15 protein-coding genes and 1 pseudogene are annotated in these 18,324 nt (G+C 52.4%); 4 read left to right on the forward strand and 12 right to left on the reverse strand.

Annotated features, from left to right (window positions below; genetic code table 11):
* From LU196_RS12285 to LU196_RS12305, 5 genes are read right to left on the reverse strand one after another with little or no spacing between them, the layout of a single operon-like run.
* The gene (locus tag LU196_RS12285; RefSeq protein ID WP_232757552.1) at window positions 1-858 is read right to left on the reverse strand and encodes a MurR/RpiR family transcriptional regulator; all 858 of its coding nucleotides are present in this window, start codon (window positions 856-858) and stop codon (window positions 1-3) included.
* On the reverse strand, window positions 858-1,826 hold the full coding sequence (locus LU196_RS12290; RefSeq protein WP_232757551.1) for an ABC transporter permease: 969 nt from the start codon (window positions 1,824-1,826) through the stop codon (window positions 858-860). The genes LU196_RS12285 and LU196_RS12290 overlap by 1 nt, the downstream gene beginning before the upstream one ends.
* A 31-nt stretch (window positions 1,827-1,857) precedes the next feature.
* On the reverse strand, window positions 1,858-3,360 hold the full coding sequence (locus tag LU196_RS12295) for a sugar ABC transporter ATP-binding protein (protein ID WP_232757550.1): 1,503 nt from the start codon (window positions 3,358-3,360) through the stop codon (window positions 1,858-1,860).
* Window positions 3,361-3,376: 16 nt separating this feature from the next.
* A complete protein-coding gene (locus LU196_RS12300; protein WP_232757549.1) occupies window positions 3,377-4,417 on the reverse strand; it encodes a substrate-binding domain-containing protein in 1,041 nt (346 codons plus the stop codon).
* A 45-nt stretch (window positions 4,418-4,462) separates the two neighbouring features.
* A complete protein-coding gene (locus LU196_RS12305; protein WP_232757548.1) occupies window positions 4,463-5,443 on the reverse strand; it encodes a TIM barrel protein in 981 nt (326 codons plus the stop codon).
* A gap of 305 nt (window positions 5,444-5,748) precedes the next feature.
* Between LU196_RS12305 and LU196_RS12310 the strand changes: the two genes are divergently transcribed.
* Complete coding sequence (locus LU196_RS12310; RefSeq protein WP_232757547.1) at window positions 5,749-6,162, forward strand: GNAT family N-acetyltransferase; 414 nt, start codon at window positions 5,749-5,751, stop codon at window positions 6,160-6,162.
* A gap of 28 nt (window positions 6,163-6,190) precedes the next feature.
* Here the strand turns inward: LU196_RS12310 and LU196_RS12315 are convergent, their stop codons facing one another.
* The gene (locus tag LU196_RS12315) at window positions 6,191-9,283 is read right to left on the reverse strand and encodes a multidrug efflux RND transporter permease subunit (RefSeq protein WP_232757546.1); all 3,093 of its coding nucleotides are present in this window, start codon (window positions 9,281-9,283) and stop codon (window positions 6,191-6,193) included.
* 515 nt (window positions 9,284-9,798) lie between these two features.
* Window positions 9,799-10,164, reverse strand: a complete 366-nt coding sequence (locus tag LU196_RS12320; RefSeq protein ID WP_232757545.1) for a helix-turn-helix domain-containing protein — start codon at window positions 10,162-10,164, stop codon at window positions 9,799-9,801.
* Window positions 10,165-10,330: 166 nt separating this feature from the next.
* Between LU196_RS12320 and LU196_RS12325 the strand changes: the two are divergent.
* Both LU196_RS12325 and LU196_RS12330 read left to right on the forward strand, forming a co-directional pair.
* Window positions 10,331-11,206, forward strand: a pseudogene (locus LU196_RS12325) (SDR family oxidoreductase).
* A gap of 330 nt (window positions 11,207-11,536) precedes the next feature.
* Window positions 11,537-12,310, forward strand: a complete 774-nt coding sequence (locus LU196_RS12330; RefSeq protein WP_370640994.1) for a BPL-N domain-containing protein — start codon at window positions 11,537-11,539, stop codon at window positions 12,308-12,310.
* Between the two features lie 212 nt (window positions 12,311-12,522).
* Here LU196_RS12330 and bla read toward each other — a convergent pair whose 3' ends face one another.
* A complete protein-coding gene (gene bla, locus LU196_RS12335; protein ID WP_370640995.1) occupies window positions 12,523-13,404 on the reverse strand; it encodes a class A beta-lactamase in 882 nt (293 codons plus the stop codon).
* A 141-nt stretch (window positions 13,405-13,545) separates the two neighbouring features.
* Between bla and LU196_RS12340 the strand changes: the two genes are divergently transcribed.
* Window positions 13,546-14,010 carry a LysR family transcriptional regulator gene (locus LU196_RS12340; RefSeq protein WP_370640996.1) on the forward strand — a complete coding sequence of 155 codons (465 nt, stop codon included), beginning with the start codon at window positions 13,546-13,548 and terminating at the stop codon, window positions 14,008-14,010.
* 297 nt (window positions 14,011-14,307) lie between these two features.
* Here the strand turns inward: LU196_RS12340 and LU196_RS12345 are convergent, their stop codons facing one another.
* Genes LU196_RS12345 through LU196_RS12360 form a run of 4 tightly spaced genes read right to left on the reverse strand, consistent with a single transcriptional unit; the run spans window position 14,308 to window position 18,196 of the window.
* The gene (locus tag LU196_RS12345) at window positions 14,308-15,408 is read right to left on the reverse strand and encodes an extracellular solute-binding protein (RefSeq protein ID WP_232757544.1); all 1,101 of its coding nucleotides are present in this window, start codon (window positions 15,406-15,408) and stop codon (window positions 14,308-14,310) included.
* Window positions 15,409-15,423: 15 nt separating this feature from the next.
* The gene (locus tag LU196_RS12350) at window positions 15,424-16,266 is read right to left on the reverse strand and encodes an ABC transporter permease (protein WP_232757543.1); all 843 of its coding nucleotides are present in this window, start codon (window positions 16,264-16,266) and stop codon (window positions 15,424-15,426) included.
* Window positions 16,263-17,132 carry an ABC transporter permease gene (locus LU196_RS12355; RefSeq protein ID WP_232757542.1) on the reverse strand — a complete coding sequence of 290 codons (870 nt, stop codon included), beginning with the start codon at window positions 17,130-17,132 and terminating at the stop codon, window positions 16,263-16,265. Before LU196_RS12355 ends, LU196_RS12350 begins: the two co-directional genes overlap by 4 nt.
* Window positions 17,129-18,196, reverse strand: coding sequence for an ABC transporter ATP-binding protein (locus LU196_RS12360; RefSeq protein ID WP_232758224.1), 1,068 nt, complete (start codon window positions 18,194-18,196; stop codon window positions 17,129-17,131). The genes LU196_RS12355 and LU196_RS12360 overlap by 4 nt, the downstream gene beginning before the upstream one ends.
* Window positions 18,197-18,324 lie beyond the last annotated feature (128 nt).

Below are 18,324 nucleotides of genomic sequence, written 5' to 3' on the forward strand. Positions count from 1 at the left end.
TCAGTATTCCCGCATATTTTGTACCGCATGCTGGGTTTTCATCAGGTTCTTTTCCGCCCGCGCCATATCCTTTTTCGCAATCGCTACAAACAGCGCGTCGAGGATATTTAACTGCGCAATACGCGAGGCGGCGTTTTCACCCAGCAGATGCGATCCCTGAGAGGTGGAGTTGAGTACCACGTGCGCACTGCGCGCAATAGGTGACTCGGCATAGTTAGTGATGGCAATAATTTTCGCGCCATTACGCGCGGCAAGCTTGATCGGATCGTTGACCGCCCGCGTACAGCCCGAGTGGCTGATGGCGATCACCACATCGTCATCTGACAGCACCGCAGCGGACATCAGCATAATGTGGGCATCGTCATAGGCCGTTGATTTAATGCCGATCTTCAGTAGCTTGTGGGAAAGATCGCGCGCCACCGCCGCTGAACCGCCCACGGCATATAAATCAATATGTCGTGCTTTAAACAAACTTTCGGCGGCGCGATTAAACTCAGAAATATCGAGAATCGACAGCGTCTCTTCCAGCGCCTGAATGGACGTCCTGAATACTTTACTTAATAACTGTTCCGACGAGTCATTGGGCTCAATATCCGCATGCAGACCGGCCACTTCCGACTGATTGTAATAAATCAATCCGCTACGAAAATTACGGTAGCCAGTGAAGTTAAGCTTTTTGGCAATTTTCACAATCATTGCCTGAGACACATTATTTTCCTCGGCAATTTCTTGCAGCGGCGTCTGTTCATGAATATCAGTTCTGGCCAGAATGGCCTCCACCACGCGCCGTTCAAGCGGCGTTAATTGGGGGAGGCGCATCCGTATTTGTGCACCAATCGCTCGCGGATCTTGCTTCATTACCTGCCTCTGGTTGCCCGATCAATTAACATTGCGATGATAATGATCAGGCCGGTAGCGAGCAATTGATAAAACGCCTGGATATTCAGCAGCGTCAAACCGTTACGCAGCGCACCCAGAATAATGGCACCGACGAGCGTGCCGACGATGCTGCCTTTGCCACCCATCAGCGATGCCCCTCCGATAGCGGCGGCGGCGATGGCGTCCAGCTCCCATAAGTTGCCGATGGTGGGCTCAGCGGCACCGAGGCGGCCAATCAACACCAGGGAAGCCAGCGAGGCCAATGCACCGGAGAGAATATAGACGGTGACCTTGGTGCGCTTAACCGGGACGCCAGCCACGCGGGCGGCTTCCTCGTTGCCGCCCACGGCCAGAATATATTCACCCAGCGGCGTTTTGTTCATCACCAGCCACAGCACCAGCGCAATCACCGCCGCAATCACAATCGGGGTCGGCACGCCCAGCACCGTGCTGTTAATCATGCTGCGAAAAGCAACCGGAATACCGAATACCGGGTTACCGCCAGAGTAAATCAGCGCAACCGCGCGGAACAATGAGAGTCCGCCTAAGGTGACGATAAAGGGTTGCAGGCCAGCGTATGCGATGAGCGTGCCACTGAAGAGGCCGCACAGCGCGCCAATGCCCAGGGTTGCCACGATGGCCAGCGGCACCGGTACCCCCGCGACCATCATGGTGGCGCCCAGTATCGCCGAGAGTGCGGCGGTGGGCCCTACCGAGAGATCGATGCCGCCGGAAATGATCACCAGCGTCATCCCCAGCGCAATCAGCGCATTGATCGAGGATTGCTGCAAAATATTCAGCAGATTGGGCAGGGTGAAAAATACCGGTGTCAAAAAAGAAAACGTCACGACAATTATCACTAACCCAATCAGGGTACCCGCATCGCGCAGGTTGAGCGTCAGGCGCGGGGTTAACCGGGCCGGTTGAAGACTATTTTGCGTCGTCATAAGCGTGCCTTTATAGGAATGCAGCGGCGTATTACACCGCGTCTTTTGGATCATGAATGGCGAAGCGGGCAATGTTCTCTTCGGTAATCGCGTTGTCGCGTAATTCACGCGTGATTTTTCCTTCACGCATCACTAATACGCGATCGGATACGCGAAGGATTTCGGTCATTTCCGATGAGACCACCACAACGGCTTTGCCTTGCTGTGCCAGCTTTTCAATCAAGTTATAAATTTCCGCTTTGGCGCCAATATCAATTCCCCGGGTGGGCTCGTCGAATAAAAAGACCTCGGTATCCGCCGCCAGCCAGCGGCCAATAATCACCTTCTGCTGATTGCCGCCGCTGAGGGTGCCAATGGCTTTTTCAATGTCCAGGGGACGTAACTTGACCTCGCTCATCACCTGATTCGCGGTCCGGTTCAGCCTAACTTTACGAATTAAGCCAGCAATCGTGAAGTTGCGCAGCGACGGCAGCGCCATATTCATTTTCACCGCACGCGCTTTGATGATGCCTTCTTTTTTTCGATCTTCAGGAACCAGACCAATGCCGGCGCGTATCGCCGCGCAAACGTTATGGTTAGCCACGGGGCGATCGTTCACGAACACATCGCCTGCCGAACGCTTATCTACCCCCGCAATCAGCTTCAGCAATTCTGTACGGCCTGCGCCCACCAGGCCGGCCACGCCCAGCACTTCGCCTGCGGCGACCGCAAAAGACGCGGGGTGGATCACGCCGTCACGCGCGACATTTTCCACGCGCAATACCGTGCGACCGGTGGCCCAGCTGTGGTGCGCCTGCTTCTCAATATTGCGTCCTACCATTTTTGCCACGATGCGCGCCTCCGTTTCATCGGCAAGCGTGACTTCGTCGACCAGACGACCGTCGCGCAGGATGGTGGCGCGGTCGCACACGTGAAAAATTTCGTTCATCTTGTGTGAGACGTAAATCAGCGCCACGCCGGTGGATTTGAGGTCTGCGATCACGTCGGCGAGGCGCGTAAACTCGCGCGGCGTCAAACTGGAGGTGGGCTCATCCATGGCGATGATCGTGGCCTCATCCAACAACGCGCGGGCAATTTCCACGATCTGCTGCTGCGAAACTTTTAGCTGCCCAATTGGCATGGCGGGATCGATGCTGGGATCGAGCTGCTGCAAAATATGCCGCGCGCGAGCAAGTTGCGCGCGGCGATCGACCCACAGTCCACGTGCCAGGGTCAGCGGGCGGCCAAGAAACATATTTTGCGCGACGGAGAGCGCGGGGACGTGCTGTAATTCCTGATGGATCATGGCAATCCCCGCCTGCCTGGCACTGAGTGGATGCTTGATCTGCACGGGCGCGCCGTTGACGTAGATCTCACCGCTGTCGGCGGGACGTACGCCGGACAAAATGTTGAGCAGGGTGGATTTCCCGGCACCGTTCTCGCCAATCAGCGCGTGCACTTCGCCGGGACGCACCTTGAGTGTCACCTCGTGCAGCGCCGCCGCCTGACCGTAGGTTTTACTGATGCCCTGCATCACTAAGCGATACTGTTCCATACGTACGCCGCCTGCATCACTGTTGCGCCAGCAGCTGGCGCAGCTTGGCGTTGTCTTTGGTGGAAAACGCCTCGACATTTTCTTGCGTGATCAATGCCTGGGGCGTCGTGACCACGCGCGACAGCGTTTGACCGTTAATCACGCGCAGAATCACTTCCATCGCCACTTCGCCGGTTAACACCGGAAAGCTGTCCACGGTGCCGGTGAGTTCGCCGCGCTTAATGGAGGCGTAGGCGTCTGAGATGCCATCGGTGCCGAAGACCGCGGTTTGTTTGCTTTTATTCTGCGCGCGCACGGCTTCCACCACGCCCAGCGCCATGGTGTCGTTATTGGCATAAAAGCCTACCAAATCAGGGTGTTGTTGCAGGATGGTGGACGCAGCATTGTAGGCCTGCTCACGGCTCCAGTTGGCCGGCACGCTGGCCACAAGGGTGAATTTGCCGTTGGCCTGTAGCGTCTCTCTAAAGCCTGCGGTGCGCTGCCCTGCGGCATACACACCCGGTTGACCTTCAATGACCGCCACCTTGCCGCCGTTGGGATGGTGCGCAATAAACCACTTCGCGACGCGGACACCATTGTCTTTTTGTACGTTACCCACGTAATAACGCACGCCCGGAACGACCGCATCGTTGACGTTGACCACCGGGATCCCTTTGCTGTTGGCGGTTTCCAGCGCGGGCTCCAGGTTAATATCGGTTTGGGGAGAGATCAGCAGTCCGTTGAAACCCTGTTCCAGCAGCGTTTCCGCAATCGACAATTGGCCCAGCTGATCGTCTTCGTTAGCCGCTGCCTGATAAGCCACGGTGATGCCATATTTTTTCGCCGCGTTTTGGTAACCCTCGCCGAGCAAGCGCCAATATTCATTGGTCAGGGTTTTGGACACGCCGCCGATTTTCAGCGTTTTATCCACCTTCGGCATCGCACCGTATTTGCTTTCGAGCTGGGTCCAATCCGTGCGGTCGGGCTCCGAGTCAGATTTCAGCGGTGGTAGGGTGACGGCGTACGCGCTGGAGCACAGCAGCGCGCAAGCCAGGGCGGAGAGTAAGCATTTTTTCATGGGGCGACCTTTTTATTGTTGTAGGGGAACGGTAGCGGTGTTGCGTTAGCGTGCAAGCAGGATGTCATTGACGATTTGCTGGGAGGCCACGGCATCCTGCCGCCGGATAGCGTCCTCCAGCGCGGGGTTATGATTGAGCTGCTCGCACAGCGTGAGCAGGCGCTTGACGGTGGCGATGTTGATTTCAGCTTCGCGCACCGGATCCAGCCCGCTGGCGTCCGGGAAGGTGTCAAAATAGTAGGCGCCACGGTAACCGTCGCGCTGCATCTGCCAGAGAAATTCCAGCGTGGCGCGGGGATTCACCGATCCCACCATTAACCCGTCGTCACGCTTTCCCCAGCCGTCGTTGAGATCCAGCCCCAGCAGGCGCGAGCGGCGGGCAACCATCGCCGCAGCGAAGGCCGGCACCTCATTCGCAAACAGGACGTGTGCGAAATCCAGCGTGATACCGAGATTGGGGCTGGCGGCCTCGTCGACCGCCAGCAGGCAGGTGGTGGCGTTGGGAAAAATGCTGTAGGCGCGCGGTTCGTTGGGTTTGTATTCAATGCTGACGTCAATGTCCGGGGCATATTCCGCCACCTCGCGCACGGCGGAGACGGCATCGTCCCATAGCTTCTTGTAATCGGCCTGGAAGCAGTAATCAAAGCCGTCTTGCCCCATCCAAAGCGTCATCAGCGTGGCGCCAAATTCGCGACCGGCATCAATACCGCGCTTAGTGAGTTCGATCGCCTCACGCCGCACCTTGGCATCCGGGTGGGTAAACGCGCCGATTTTAAACTGTGGCGCGTCCCAGCGCATCTGCATACCATTCACGGCCAAGCCGGCATCATTAATGGCCTGCTTCATGGTAGGGATATCCGCGACCATGTGCTGGGGGTAATTTAAATCGAGGTGAGTGAGGCCTTGAACGGTCCCCGCCCGCTGAATCATCTGTAACACCGAGGGCTTTCCTTGCAGCGCGGGCCAATAAAGATGGGCACCCGAGGCGAATGAGTTGAGACGCGTGGCAAACTTAAGTTCAGACATGGCGACACCCTTACGAGTCGGTTTGTGTTGTTCTTTTCTTTTTCACAATAATTCGTGAAGTTGTATTACTTATACGCGCGCTGTTTTTTTAAACAAGCGGCGCGGGGAATAAAAGTGCGGTAATGCGAGGCAGTTCACGGAAGCGCCAAAACAGGGAAAAAGAAATGCGGGGCGATCCCGCGAAGCTGACAGCGCGTAGCGCCGGTCCGCGAAAAGGCGCGTGCCGCGGCGGAAGGGCGCGCTTGTCAGGCAGATCCGAAACGCGCTATAACCTAAACACCTACCCGCAATATAAGTGTATTCAGATGATTACCAGAACCTTGCGGCCTGATGAATGGCCGGATGCGTATCCGCTGATCGCCCAGCTGCGCACCATCTCGCGCGAGGCGTTTCTGGCGAGCGTGAAGATCCAGACGCTGAACGGCTATGTGCTGGTCGGCGCGTTCAACGAGAACGCGCTGGTGGGGGTGATGGGGTGCAGACCGGTACACACGTTGGCCAGAGGCTTTCATTTACACATTGATGATTTGGTGGTGGATGAACAGTGCCGCCGCGCAGGCATCGGTAAGGCGCTGTTGGACTTTGCCACGCGTGAGGCGCAAAGCCGCGACATGGGCGCAATCTTCCTTGACGCACGCCAGCAGGCGATTCCGTTCTACACGCGCCATGACTTTATCCCCCACGCCTCGCCGTCAATGAAAAAGCCGCTCTTACCCTGACAGCAAGCACGCGATCTTCTGCTCCTGCCTACCGCGCAGCGTTATTGCGCGACGCGGTAATACGCATGATAAGGACATAAAACACCGGCACAAAAAACAGGGTGAGCAACGTACCGCTGATCATACCGCCAAATACGCCGGTACCCATGGCGCGCTGCGCGCTGACACTCGCCCCGCGCGCCAGCATCAACGGCACCATGCCGAGCGTAAACGCCAAAGAGGTCATGATGATGGGGCGCAGCCGTTGCTGCGCGGCCTCACAGGTGGCCTCAACCAGACCGCACCCCTCAAGCCGCTTTTGCTGCGCAAACTCCACGATCAGGATGGCATTTTTGGCCGACAGGCCAATCAACGTAATTAAGCCCACTTTAAAGAAAATGTCGTTGGTTCCCTGCGTGACAAACACAGCGAATGTCGCGCCGATCAGTCCGAGTGGCACCGCCAGCATTACCGCGAGCGGTACCGACCAGCTCTCATACAGGGCGGCCAGTACCATAAACACCACCAGCATAGATAGCGCCAGCAGCCCCGGCAGCTGCGCCGCGGAATCCTTCTCCTGCAGGGCGCTGCCTGCCCACTCGCCGACAAACCCCGGCGGTAGCTGGCGTGCGAGCGTCTCCATCGCCGCCATGGCACTGCCGCTGGCGGCGTCCGCTGCCGCGCTGGCGGTGATGCGAATAGCCGGATAGCCCTGATAGCGGGTCAGCTGCTGCGCCTGCTGCGTCCAGGATGCCGTGACGAAACGGGCGAGCGGCACCATCTGGCCGCTGCGATTTTTTACGGTGAGCTGCAACAGCTGCGCAGGTTGCATGCGGAAAGAGGCATCTGCCTGCACGATAACCTGCTGAACGCGCCCCTTGTTGGTGTAGTCATTGACGTACCAGGCGCCCAGGGAGACCGACAGCGCCTGATTGATGTCGTCAAAGGAGACCCCCAGCGCTTCGGCTTTTTCCCTATCGACATTCAGCACCAGTGCGGCACCGTCCGGTAAGCCATCGATAGCCACCTCGGCCAGCAGGGCGTTGTGCTTTGCGCACTCCACCAGTTCGCGCGCGGCGCGTTTCAGCGCGTGATACCCGTGACCTGCGCGATCCTGCAAATAGAACGTGAAGCCTGCTGATGTTCCCAGATCCGGCATGGCCGGCGGAAGCAGGCTCTGGGTTTCGGCCTCCGGCAGCTGCGCCATGCCTGATTGAATGCGCGCCGCTTCCTCCTGCGTCGTTGCGCCCTGGCGCTGTGCCGCGTCCTTGAGAGTCGTAAAGGCCATTGCCGTATTCGGGCCCGATCCGGTGAAACCAAAGCCGAGGATCATCACGTTGCTTTTTACCGCCTCGCGTTCGGCCAACAGCTGCTCAAACCGTTTAACCACCTCCAGAGTACGTGGCAGCGTGGCATCCGCAGGCAGCTGAATGGAAGACATAAAGTAGCCCTGATCGTCCTCTGGCAGAAATGCGGAGGGCAAGGCCGCGAGCCCGACACAGAGCGCAGCCAGCATCGCCACATACAGCGCCAGCATGCGCCCACCGCGCAGCAGAACCCGCCCAAGCACGGTGCGATAACGCTGTGAAAGGGCGTGAAAGTCGCGGTCAAACCTCGTGGAGAAACTGCCGGCACGCGGCGGCGCAGCCTTTAGCAGCGTGGCGCACAGCGCGGGCGTCAGCGTTAGCGCCAGAAACGCGGAGAAGAGGATGGAAACGGCCATAGAGACACAGAACTGACGGTAAATGATGCCGGTTGAGCCGCCGGCAAAGGCCATGGGGATAAAGACGGCGGTCAGCACCAGCGTCATGGCGATAATGGCCGGCGTGATGTCACGCATCGCTTGCCGCGTGGCGGCTTCCGGCGAGAGGCATTTTTCCGCCATCAGACGCGCCACATTCTCTACCACCACAATGGCGTCATCCACCACGATACCGATCGCCAGCACCATGCCAAACAGCGTGAGCATGTTGATGGCGTAACCGGCAATCAGCATCACCGTAAACGTCCCCAACAGGGCGATGGGGGCGACAATCGCCGGGATGAGGGTGTAGCGCACGTTATGCAGAAACAGCAGCATCACCAAAAACACCAGCACCATCGCCTCAATGAACGTCTGCACCACATTCAGAATGGAAAGGTGGATAAACGGTGCGGTGTCAAAGGGGACGCTGAGCGCCATGCCTTCCGGCAGGGTGCCACGCAGCTGGGCCAGCGCCGCGTGGATGTCGTGCGCGGTGCGCAGAGCATTGGCACCCGGTGCGAGCTGAATGGCCGCCGCCGTTGCCGGCACGCCGTTTTCGCGAATAGCAAAGGCGTAACTTTGCTGCCCGGACTCAATCCGCGCGATATCCGCTAACTTCACTCGGGCGCCATTGACCGCAGCCTTAACGGTAATATTGCCGAACGCCTCCACCGAGGCGAGCTGACCCTGGACCTTTATCGGGTAGGCGACGCGCTGGCTGGCCGGCGCGGGTTCGTCACCCACCCGGCCGGGGGAGACCAAACTGTTTTGCTGACTGATTGCCGTCAAAACCTCGTTCACCGACAGCCCGTAGCCCTGGAGTTGAGTGGGGTTCAGCCAGATGCGCAGCGCCTTTTCGCTGCCGAAAAGTTGGATTTTGCCCACGCCGGGTACGCGGCGCAGCGTGTCGGTGAGATGGCGAGCGAAGTAGTCGCTGAGATCCGCTTCCTGATAGGCACCCGAAGGCGATTTCAATCCCACCATCATCAGGAACCCTGCGTCTGCGGCCTCCACGGTGAGGCCATTCTGTTTCACCGCCTGCGGCAGACGTGGCTCGACCACGTTCAGCTGGTTTTGCACATCCCTCTGCGCCTGCTTGATGTCGGTGCCGGGCTTAAAGGTCACGGTGATGTTCGCCATGCCGCTATTATCACTGGTTGACTCATAATAGAGCAGGTTATCCACCCCGGACATTTCACGTTCAATCAGCGAAATGACCGCATCATTCATCACCTCGGCGCTGGCACCAGGCCAGGAGGCGGAAACGATGATGCTGGGTGGCGCAACGGCAGGATACTGCGCTACGGGCAGCTGAGGGATCGCCAGAACGCCGGAGAGCACAATAAAAAGCGCGACCACCCAAGCAAACACGGGGCGTTGGATAAAAAAAGCGGGCATGTTAATGGCCTTCCTGACGCGGTGTTTGACAAGGGCATATGCAAGCACGGTGGCGAAGGCGGGAATAATCCGGTCGTGATAGCGCGTGATGGCGGCAAAGAGGTCGCGTAGTTGGAGACATTTTTTGTGCAAATTCATTATGCTGTGATGACGCAGAGTTTGCACGCGGCGAGTGGAGTGAGGATTTCCCCAAGATGGAGGGAAGATGGAGCCTGCACGTGAGCCTTCGGCTTTGACGCGCCATCGACAATATCCGATGGCTGGCTTATAACGCCGAGCGAAAGAGAAGAGGCCCACGCGCACGTTCATTAACGGAGTGCCACCGTCTACGTGAACGCGTCAACGCCTAAATAACATACATCCTTTCGATTGATGCGGCCCCAAGTGCCTACCATTCCCTTTTTTTACGCCAACAGATTAAAAGAAAAGATAAAATTTAATGCATCGCAATCTCTTTTCTTTAGCACTTTATTTTAACATTCCATTAATATTATGCCGCGATTATGGTAGGGAATTTAATAGGCAGGCAGTGATTGCGCATCATACTCGCGCTGCGCTGTTTCTACCGCCGCCATATTTTCATTTGTCCATTCCAGTAATGCCTGGAAAATTTTGTCGAGCGATTGCCCTAAAGGCGTCATTCGGTATTCGACGGCAATAGGCGAAATCGTTACCACGCGTCTTTCAACAATCCCATTTCGTTCAAGCTTGCGCAAGCATTGCGTCAAGGCTTTTTGGGTTACGCCTATCTTACGCATTATCTCATTGAATCGGGTTGGTTTTTCGCTAACGGTTAATATTACTAGTACGGACCATTTATCAGATATTTGATCTAATATCACTCGATTAGGGCAAGATGTAATTCTGTTCGACGCTGTCATAAACCCGGTTTCCTGTTTGCTACTTAGTAGAGAAAAAGTGCCTGATTGACCTGTTCTGCATTCTGTATATCATTTAATTCGCTCTAAGTGAATTTGGTAATTTATGCTGAAATACCCCTTATTTAATAAGACATTCATGTGACACTGATAAATTAGAGGATTAAAGATGATTGCAGTGACCGGTGCAAACGGTAAATTGGGCAGGCAGGTTATCAAGAAACTTCTTTCTTTTTATCCCGCTGAAAAAATTGTCGGACTTACCCGTGATTCTCAAAACGCGACAGATCTTTCTGCGTTAGGTATACAAGTGAGAGAAGCCGATTATGATAAACCTGAAACCCTATTGGCAGCGTTATCTGGCGTAGAAAAACTGTGATTGATTTCCGCCGTGGTCCCCAGCGAAAGGCTCAGGCAACATCAAGCGGTCATTGATGCTGCGCAGCAGGCTGGCGTGACGTTAATGGCTTACACCAGCCAATTACGTGCGGATACCTCGCGGCTCTCTTTGGCGAAAAGTCACAGAGAGACAGAAAGTTATATTAAACAGAGTGGAATGGCATACACCATTCTGCGCAACGGCTGGTATATAGAAAACCACACCGAGAATCTGTATAAAGCGCTTCAACATGGGGTGCTGTTAGGCTCCTCGGGAAAAGGACGCTTTTCCGCCGCCTCCCGAGTGGATTACGCTGAAGCCGCCGCCGTGGTGTTATCTCAAGAGGGGCATGTGGGAAAAATCTATGAACTTGCGGGTGACGAGTCGTACTGTATGGCCGATTTAGCCCATAAACTGAGCGAGTTGAGTGGCAAAAAAATCGATTATCTCAATTTATCCTCTTACGATCTCAAGCAAGTGCTTTTATCAGTCAATATTCCTGAAATGATTGCAGATGTTGTTATCGAAGCGGATAAACAATCGCAAGAGGGGGAATTATTCAGTGATTGTAAGGATCTCTCTGCACTCATAGGCAGAAAAACGCTGCCTGTCCATCAGGCGGTGGTTAACGGAATGCAAAAAAAATATCAACTGGCCGATGATTGAAGTCACTATACAGTCATGTTTATTTCGCATTTCTCATGCGCGTTGGAGCAGCCATTGAGGCTGGATCGGGTTATATAGGTTGCCTTGGCACTCTATTACGCGACTGCAAAAAGATCGCGCCCGTTAAGGTGTTAATACGCATTTTTATTTGTGGTGACGATGCTGCGGCAGTATTTAAACCGTTATCCTACTGCGAGAGGGTAATTTTTTCTGCTGCGGTTATTTCGTGATGGTATTCATCAAGCTGTCGATATTCACTGATTATTCCCAACAAAATTTACTTTTTTGCATGTTTGGTAACAGATTCATAGTCAGGCAGGGAGAAATATAATGCATCATATTATTTCCAAAAGACAAACCACATTGGCTAGCGCGATGGCGGTGGTGGTGGGTTTCTATTCTATGACGTTCGCTACAGCCGCACTAAGCGAAAGTGCTGAGCCCACGCGTTATCAGGTGGCGATTTACCGTGGCGAAGCAGGCTGTGCAGGATGCGCTGAAATGGTGGATAAGGCCTTGAAGAATTCAGGACTCCCCCTTACGACTTCCTATGTGGGTGAGCATGAAAAACTCAAGCTCAATGACAATACCCTAAAGAGGTTTGATCTCTATATCCAGCCGGGTGGTGGGCAGGATATTCCTGCTGCATATCAGGCGTTGGGAACCGAAGGTGCCAACGCAATTCGTCGTTTCGTGAAAAACGGCAAGCGCTTTCTGGGTATCTGTATGGGGGCATACCTCGCTGATAAGAATAACTTGGGGTTGATTGATGCATCGCTGGCGTCAGAAGTGGGCAGGCCGGGCTCAGGGGTGACTGACGAAGGGGATTATGCCCTTCAGGTAAGGTGGAATAAAAAAGAAGAGCCCTTTTACTATCAGGATGGGCCTCATCTGAATAACAGTCAGGAAGATAAAGCCATCGCCTATTATGCGCATGGCGATATCGCAATCGCAAAATACCGTTATGGTAAGGGGACGGTGATACTTTCTGGCCCCCATCCGGAAGCCGATGAGACGTGGTTAGGGGAGGCGGCAACAAGCAGCACAACGCCGGGCAATAAGATGGCACGGCTGATGAGTGAGTTGGGTTTAAAAAAAAATTGATCTCCGCACAGCTTGCTCCCCATAAGCTGCGGTGGTTTAAACTTTTTACCCAAGAGGTGAGATATTACCTGGACAGTCTGTTACGCCCCCGCTGAATCCACTCGGCGCAAAGCGGCTTGTACTAAAGACACACTCTCTTTCAGCAACAATAAACGGCCCATACTGGGCCGTTTATTGTTTATAAAAATGCCCTGTAAAACATCCTCACGCGATTAATCTTTGACGGCTTCAGCAACCCGTTTCGCTGCGCTGGCCAGCACATCTTTGCGCGCGCTGGCGTCTTTTACGCGCTGGGTAAAATAGGTTGTCAGCACAATGGGCGCCCGGCCTTTAGGCCAAATAACCGCAATGTCATTGGTGGTGCCGTAATCCCCGCTGCCGGTCTTGTCACCTACCGTCCAGTCAGCAGGCAGGCCCGCTTTGATACTGTTTGTGCCGGTCGTATTGCCTTTCATCCACGTAGCCAGCTGGGTGCGCTGCGAGGGGGCGAGGGCGTTGCCTAACACCAGTTTATTTAGACTTTCCGCCATGGCACGCGGCGTGGTGGTATCTCGCGCATCGCCCGGTATGGCGGTGTTCAGGCTCGGTTCATTTCTGTCCAGACGGAATTTCACATCGCCAAGGGTGCGGGCAAACTGGGTCGTTTGACGGGGGCCGCCGCCAATCGCCAGCAGTTTATTCATGGCGGCATTGTCGCTAAATTGTAACGCTGCGGCGCTCAGTTCGGCGACGGTGAGGGTGGAATTAATGTGTTTTTGCGTAACAGGGTTGTAATTCACCATGTCTGATTTCACTAAGGGAATCGCTTCATTCAGCAGAGAGGGATTTTTTTCACTGCTTTTTAATAGGGATGCCACAGCCATCACTTTGCTGGTGCTGCACAGGGGAAAGCGCTCATCGCCACGCCAGGCATAACGTGAACCGTCTTCGGTATCTATCACGGCCACGCCCAGTCGCCCTCCGGATTGCTCTTCGAGCGTTTTTATCGCGGCGTTAAGTGACTGCGTATTAATAGCCGCATGGGCACTCGCCGCTAATCCTGTCAGTAAAAAGAGAGAAAATGCCATTCGCTGGGTCGTTGAACGTTGCTGCATGTGAATACTCCTTAATGCATAAGGTTTGTGAATAAACGATGAGACGGATGCGCCGCTTCAATACCTCAAGAGTAAGTTCGTTCTCTTTGATCCTGTAATGATATAAATTGATGTCAGCCATAACTTTTTCTGGGGTCTTGAGTGAAAAGTGATATCCCGCTAAATGCATTACGTGCCTTTGAATCTGCCGCGCGTCACTTGAACTTCACCAAGGCAGGTCTTGAGCTGTACGTTTCACAGGCGGCGGTGAGTCAGCAGGTCAGGCTATTGGAAGAGAAGCTGGGGATGATTTTATTTAAACGGCTGCCCAGAGGGCTTGAAATGACCGATGAAGCCCGGCTACTTTTTGCCAGTATTACGGATGAATTTCAACGCCTGGAAAAAGCCTACCGGCGCTTTGACGGTGGCGCGATCAAAGAGTCGTTGACGATATCTTGCGTGGGGACCTTTGCCCTGGGCTGGCTGCTGCCCCGCATGGAAAACTTCAAATGCCGACATCCCGCCATCGATATATACCTGCAGACCAATAACAATGTTGTCAGTCTGGCGGGTGAGCAGTTGTGTTTGATGTCAATGGAAGGGTGTTTCAAAGACACGCAGTGGTGACAGGTGATAAACGTCTGCTAAGAACGAAATTCATCCTGCCAGTCCACATCATGAACAGTTAATGATTTTTAACCTAATACACGAAATCTCACTTGAGAATAACGTCCTACCGGCTCCTGACATTTGTGCCGGATACAGCTTTAAATGCGGTCACAGAAAGCGAGTGTGGGTCTCGCGTATCGTGAACAGGACAAAAGGTGCATATACCAGAGCTGATATAGCACCTTGTTGGTGAGAGGCAGGATGGGTAATCTGATAAAAATGATTTATTCTGCGGAACATTTTTAACGGTAAAATTTATCGCCCCAGCAATACCCGGCTGGAAAATTCTTTTTTTAGCTCAACGCTATATGGGGCGTTATAAAAGCTTACCCTCTGAAATTTATCATCAAATTTATTATTCAGATGTTTATTCACTGGAATTGAACCAAAAACGTTATGAAGTTCGCTTTGCGTTTTTTCACTGACCAGCCAGTTTACAAAAACAGCAGACGCGGCGGGGTGTGCTGAATTTTTAGCTATTACGACAGCGTTGGAACCGGCAGGCATATTAAACCCGGGTACATAAAATTTTATGCGTGATGTTACTGCACCCGTTTTTTTAAGAGTCAGCAGATGATCTTCCCATGCAGGTGCCAGAATAAGCTCGCCATCATTGATGCGGGTAAGACTGTCTGCCTGAGATTTTGTTAGCGTGATCTTACTTTTGTTTTTAATAAACCATTCCCATCCTTTATTCCAGTGCTGCAGAACGGCCGGATCTGTTTTATCAGATAACGTATGCTCTCCCTGTCCCTGGAGTGTCAGTACCCTCTGTATAAAAGCTTCACCGGCTCCACCATTTTGCGGATCATTGTATCCAAACAAATTTGGATTGCTGTCGATGAAGCCCTGAAGCTCGTCCAGCGTCTGAGGCAGTTTTTTGTCCTGCATTTGCAGCGGGTCATAGGCAAACCCGGTCTGACTTCCCCAGAATGCAAGGCCATATCCAAGGAAGTCGGTACCATGGAGTTGACTGTAGCCGTTCTGGTATTCCGGAAGCCATGATACTGGCGAAACGGTATGAGAGTTGAGGACAACCGGCATCTGGCTCATCGTGAAACCTATTACGTCAAGCTTGCCGATTTCTTTACTTTTTTCAGCGAGTATTTTATTGAGATTCCCGTCTATAGTCGATTCGGGAATGATGACTTTAATACCGTACTCCTGCTCAAATTCTTTTACAAAACTTCGCCATTGTGGCTTGAGATACCAGATATTAAAGTTAACTGTCCCTTCGATTTTTGCCCGGGAGACAACCTCACTCCACGTCATTTCTGAAAGCTGCGCTCCCTCTGCCGCGGAAAAAGAGAAACAAGTAACCATTACAGCGGTAGTTAAAGTTTGAAAGCGTTTCATATTAACCTCTTAATATTAATATTTGCCAGTTGTCTCAGCCGCGTAATTATCTTTCAGCGCTCTTTCAATGACGATCATAAGGAATATGTTAGGAATAATGAGTATCATTGATACAACTGCGGCGTCTGGTCTGACAAACGTGTATCCAAGGAAAGAATAAAGTATTGTAGGAATGGTAATGAAATCCGGTGAACCCAGTACATATGAGACGGAAAACTCCTCAAGGCTCCTGACGAAACACAGGATCAGGGTAGCGAGGATGGCACTCTTCAGAAAAGGCAGGTATGCATTCCTGAATGTAGCCCATCTGTCCGAACCCAGATCGCGGCTGGCGTCAATCATCTCCTGCGGTACAGCCCGGAATCCGGCGGAAAGTATTCTTATTGCATAAGGCAGCGCGAGGACGGTATGTCCTGTCACGATGCTGATAAAGGGATTGTCGATATTGAGTTGCAAGATCATGGCGCTGAAAAATATGCCAATGAGCATTCCCGGCATAACGAGCGGGATCAGCGTCAGGATTTCAGCTATCCCTTTTCCTCTGAATGGTATGCGACCGAAAGCATAAGCAGTAGGAAGAGCCAGTAACAGACTCAGGGGAGCTACTGTTAACGCTATCGAATAACTGTTGAACATAGCGTCAGGAAGCGATGTCGTCTGCCACATATTTACCCATCTTGTGAAAGACAGGCTGTCCGGAAATATGTTAGGAAAACTCCAAGGATGAGCAGGATCAACCATAGACCATATTACTGCCATGCCCACGGGCAGCCCAAGCCACATAAAATTAGCAATGAGAAAAAAAAACACCGAAACTCTCATGACTACACCAGTCTTTTTTGGACTGTTCACGTTCATTTCAGGTCCCCTTTGCACGTCATGAAAGGTGTTATCAGTAACTTAACTACTATGCTGAACAATAGTGAAGTTATCATGATGATCATGGCAATGACGGCAGCGTTATTCCACTCTCCGTACTCTATGGCCGTTGACTGCATCAGTCGCGCAAGCGAATAAACATCATGCGGTCCGGCAACGGAATAAAAGGCAAAGTCACCGATCGCATCAATAAATACAATAATCAATGCCACCTGCAAGGCGGGCAGGGTGAGTGGCAGCAAAATAGTGATAAACCGCTGCCACTTATTAGCGCCTAAATTTCCAGATGCGTTTAAAAAATCATTTTTCACAGCATTCACTGAGCTGCTAATCAAAATCAGAGCAAAGGGCATGTTCTTCCATATCTGCAGGACAATGACTCCCGTTCCGAAACTATCATTCTGCATACGCAGCGGCGTTCTGATAATATTTGCAGCCAGAAGGAATTCATTAATAACACCATGGAATGAAATGATGTTAATAAATAAAAAGGCTGCAACAAGGCCAGGAATAAACATAGGTATACGCAGTATGGCAATAATACTTTCTTTCATGGGTAGCGGCTTTCTCAGCCATAAAGCGATGGGGTAGGCGAGAATAACGGCACCCAGGGATCCGAGAAGTGAAACTTTTACTGAATATAGAAGTGAGCTCACCAGTACGGGATCGCGGAGCATCCCGGACCAGTACTGAAGTGTAAAATAACTTTCACCCGTCAGATTAAAATAACCAATGCTCTGCGCAATCAGAACATAGAATGTTGAGCCCATCAGCATGAGGATAGTACCAAGCCCGCTTATCATAAGAAGCCAGGCGAATAACTCCTGCCGGATATTGGTCTTCATATCACAGGCTCCAGAAATACGATGGCAGTTTCAGGCAAATAAAAACATGCCTGCTCACCGATTTTAAAGGAGGGTTTTTTTATAAGTTGCAGTCGTACGCCGGTTCCGTCGCTTGTGTGCCCCGAAGCCTCGGTATGGTTTCCCATAAAAGCCATACTTTCTACCGTGATGATAAAGTGATTAGCGTCTTTTTTGCTCTCCGGAATGTATACAGCATCTTCGGGCCGCCAGCAGATCCAGCAATGATCGCTTTCAGGTTCTCTCGAAGAACTGACGTAGAAGCCACCCATTGAAGTGGATACTCTGTAATAGCCGGATTGTGCTGCCCTGCTTATGGTTGCCTGCATGATATTTGCCGCGCCAATAAAATCGGCGATAAAGCGGTTTGCCGGCTGATAATATATCTCTTCAGGTGTACCCGCTTGCGTAATGTTCCCTGCATTAAGCACTACAATTTTGTCTGACATGGACAGTGCTTCACTCTGGTCATGCGTCACATAAACTGATGTAAGATTGTGGCGCTTCTGAAGCTGCTTAATTTCATATCTCACACTTTCACGCAGCTTGGCATCCAGATTGGAAAGAGGTTCATCAAAAAGCATGACGTGAGGCTTTGTTACCATGGCTCTCGCGATCGCAACTCTTTGCTGTTGCCCGCCTGAAAGCTGAGAAGGCATTTTGTGTCTTTGTGATCCGAGGCCCATTTGTTCCAGCACGGTATCCACCGTCGCTTTCTGTTCGCCGAGGGGGATCTTCTTCTGCTTCAGTCCATAAGCAATATTGTGAACAACATTCAGATGAGGGAACAAAGCGTAAGACTGGAAACACATCGCAGTGCTTCGCTTCTCCGGAGGTAATGTATTAATTGCCTGACCATTCAGAATGATGTTTCCACTGTCCGGGGTAATGAATCCTGCAATCATCTTCAGAAGCGTTGTTTTACCACATCCGCTGGGTCCAAGCAGGGTGACGAACTCTCCCTCTTCAACATCGAAAGAAATCTCTTTCGCTGCATAGTACTCATCAAAACGCTTTGTAATATTTTCCAGTCTCAGTTTAACCATCATGCAGTCCCTAATATTTGTCATTATTAAGTTTAATGATTAAACATTAAACTTTTGTGACAGAGAGCAAAAGGTTGGTAATTCAATGTTTAATTTATTTATGTTGATGATTTATATAGTAAAAAAAT

This window comes from Pantoea sp. Mb-10, from assembly GCF_021272205.1.
In the GTDB taxonomy this organism is placed as follows: domain Bacteria; phylum Pseudomonadota; class Gammaproteobacteria; order Enterobacterales; family Enterobacteriaceae; genus Pantoea.

Excerpts from the sequence above, each read along its gene's own strand:
- LU196_RS12285 (WP_232757552.1), bottom strand. The coding sequence starts at position 858 with ATGAAGCAAGATCCGCGAGCGATTGGTGCACAAATACGGATGCGCCTC.
- LU196_RS12290 (WP_232757551.1), bottom strand. The coding sequence starts at position 1,826 with ATGACGACGCAAAATAGTCTTCAACCGGCCCGGTTAACCCCGCGCCTG.
- LU196_RS12295 (WP_232757550.1), bottom strand. The coding sequence starts at position 3,360 with ATGGAACAGTATCGCTTAGTGATGCAGGGCATCAGTAAAACCTACGGT.
- LU196_RS12300 (WP_232757549.1), bottom strand. The coding sequence starts at position 4,417 with ATGAAAAAATGCTTACTCTCCGCCCTGGCTTGCGCGCTGCTGTGCTCC.
- LU196_RS12305 (WP_232757548.1), bottom strand. The coding sequence starts at position 5,443 with ATGTCTGAACTTAAGTTTGCCACGCGTCTCAACTCATTCGCCTCGGGT.
- LU196_RS12310 (WP_232757547.1), top strand. The coding sequence starts at position 5,749 with ATGATTACCAGAACCTTGCGGCCTGATGAATGGCCGGATGCGTATCCG.
- LU196_RS12315 (WP_232757546.1), bottom strand. The coding sequence starts at position 9,283 with ATGCCCGCTTTTTTTATCCAACGCCCCGTGTTTGCTTGGGTGGTCGCG.
- LU196_RS12320 (WP_232757545.1), bottom strand. The coding sequence starts at position 10,164 with ATGACAGCGTCGAACAGAATTACATCTTGCCCTAATCGAGTGATATTA.
- LU196_RS12330 (WP_370640994.1), top strand. The coding sequence starts at position 11,537 with ATGCATCATATTATTTCCAAAAGACAAACCACATTGGCTAGCGCGATG.
- bla (WP_370640995.1), bottom strand. The coding sequence starts at position 13,404 with ATGCAGCAACGTTCAACGACCCAGCGAATGGCATTTTCTCTCTTTTTA.
- LU196_RS12345 (WP_232757544.1), bottom strand. The coding sequence starts at position 15,408 with ATGAAACGCTTTCAAACTTTAACTACCGCTGTAATGGTTACTTGTTTC.
- LU196_RS12350 (WP_232757543.1), bottom strand. The coding sequence starts at position 16,266 with ATGAACGTGAACAGTCCAAAAAAGACTGGTGTAGTCATGAGAGTTTCG.
- LU196_RS12355 (WP_232757542.1), bottom strand. The coding sequence starts at position 17,132 with ATGAAGACCAATATCCGGCAGGAGTTATTCGCCTGGCTTCTTATGATA.
- LU196_RS12360 (WP_232758224.1), bottom strand. The coding sequence starts at position 18,196 with ATGGTTAAACTGAGACTGGAAAATATTACAAAGCGTTTTGATGAGTAC.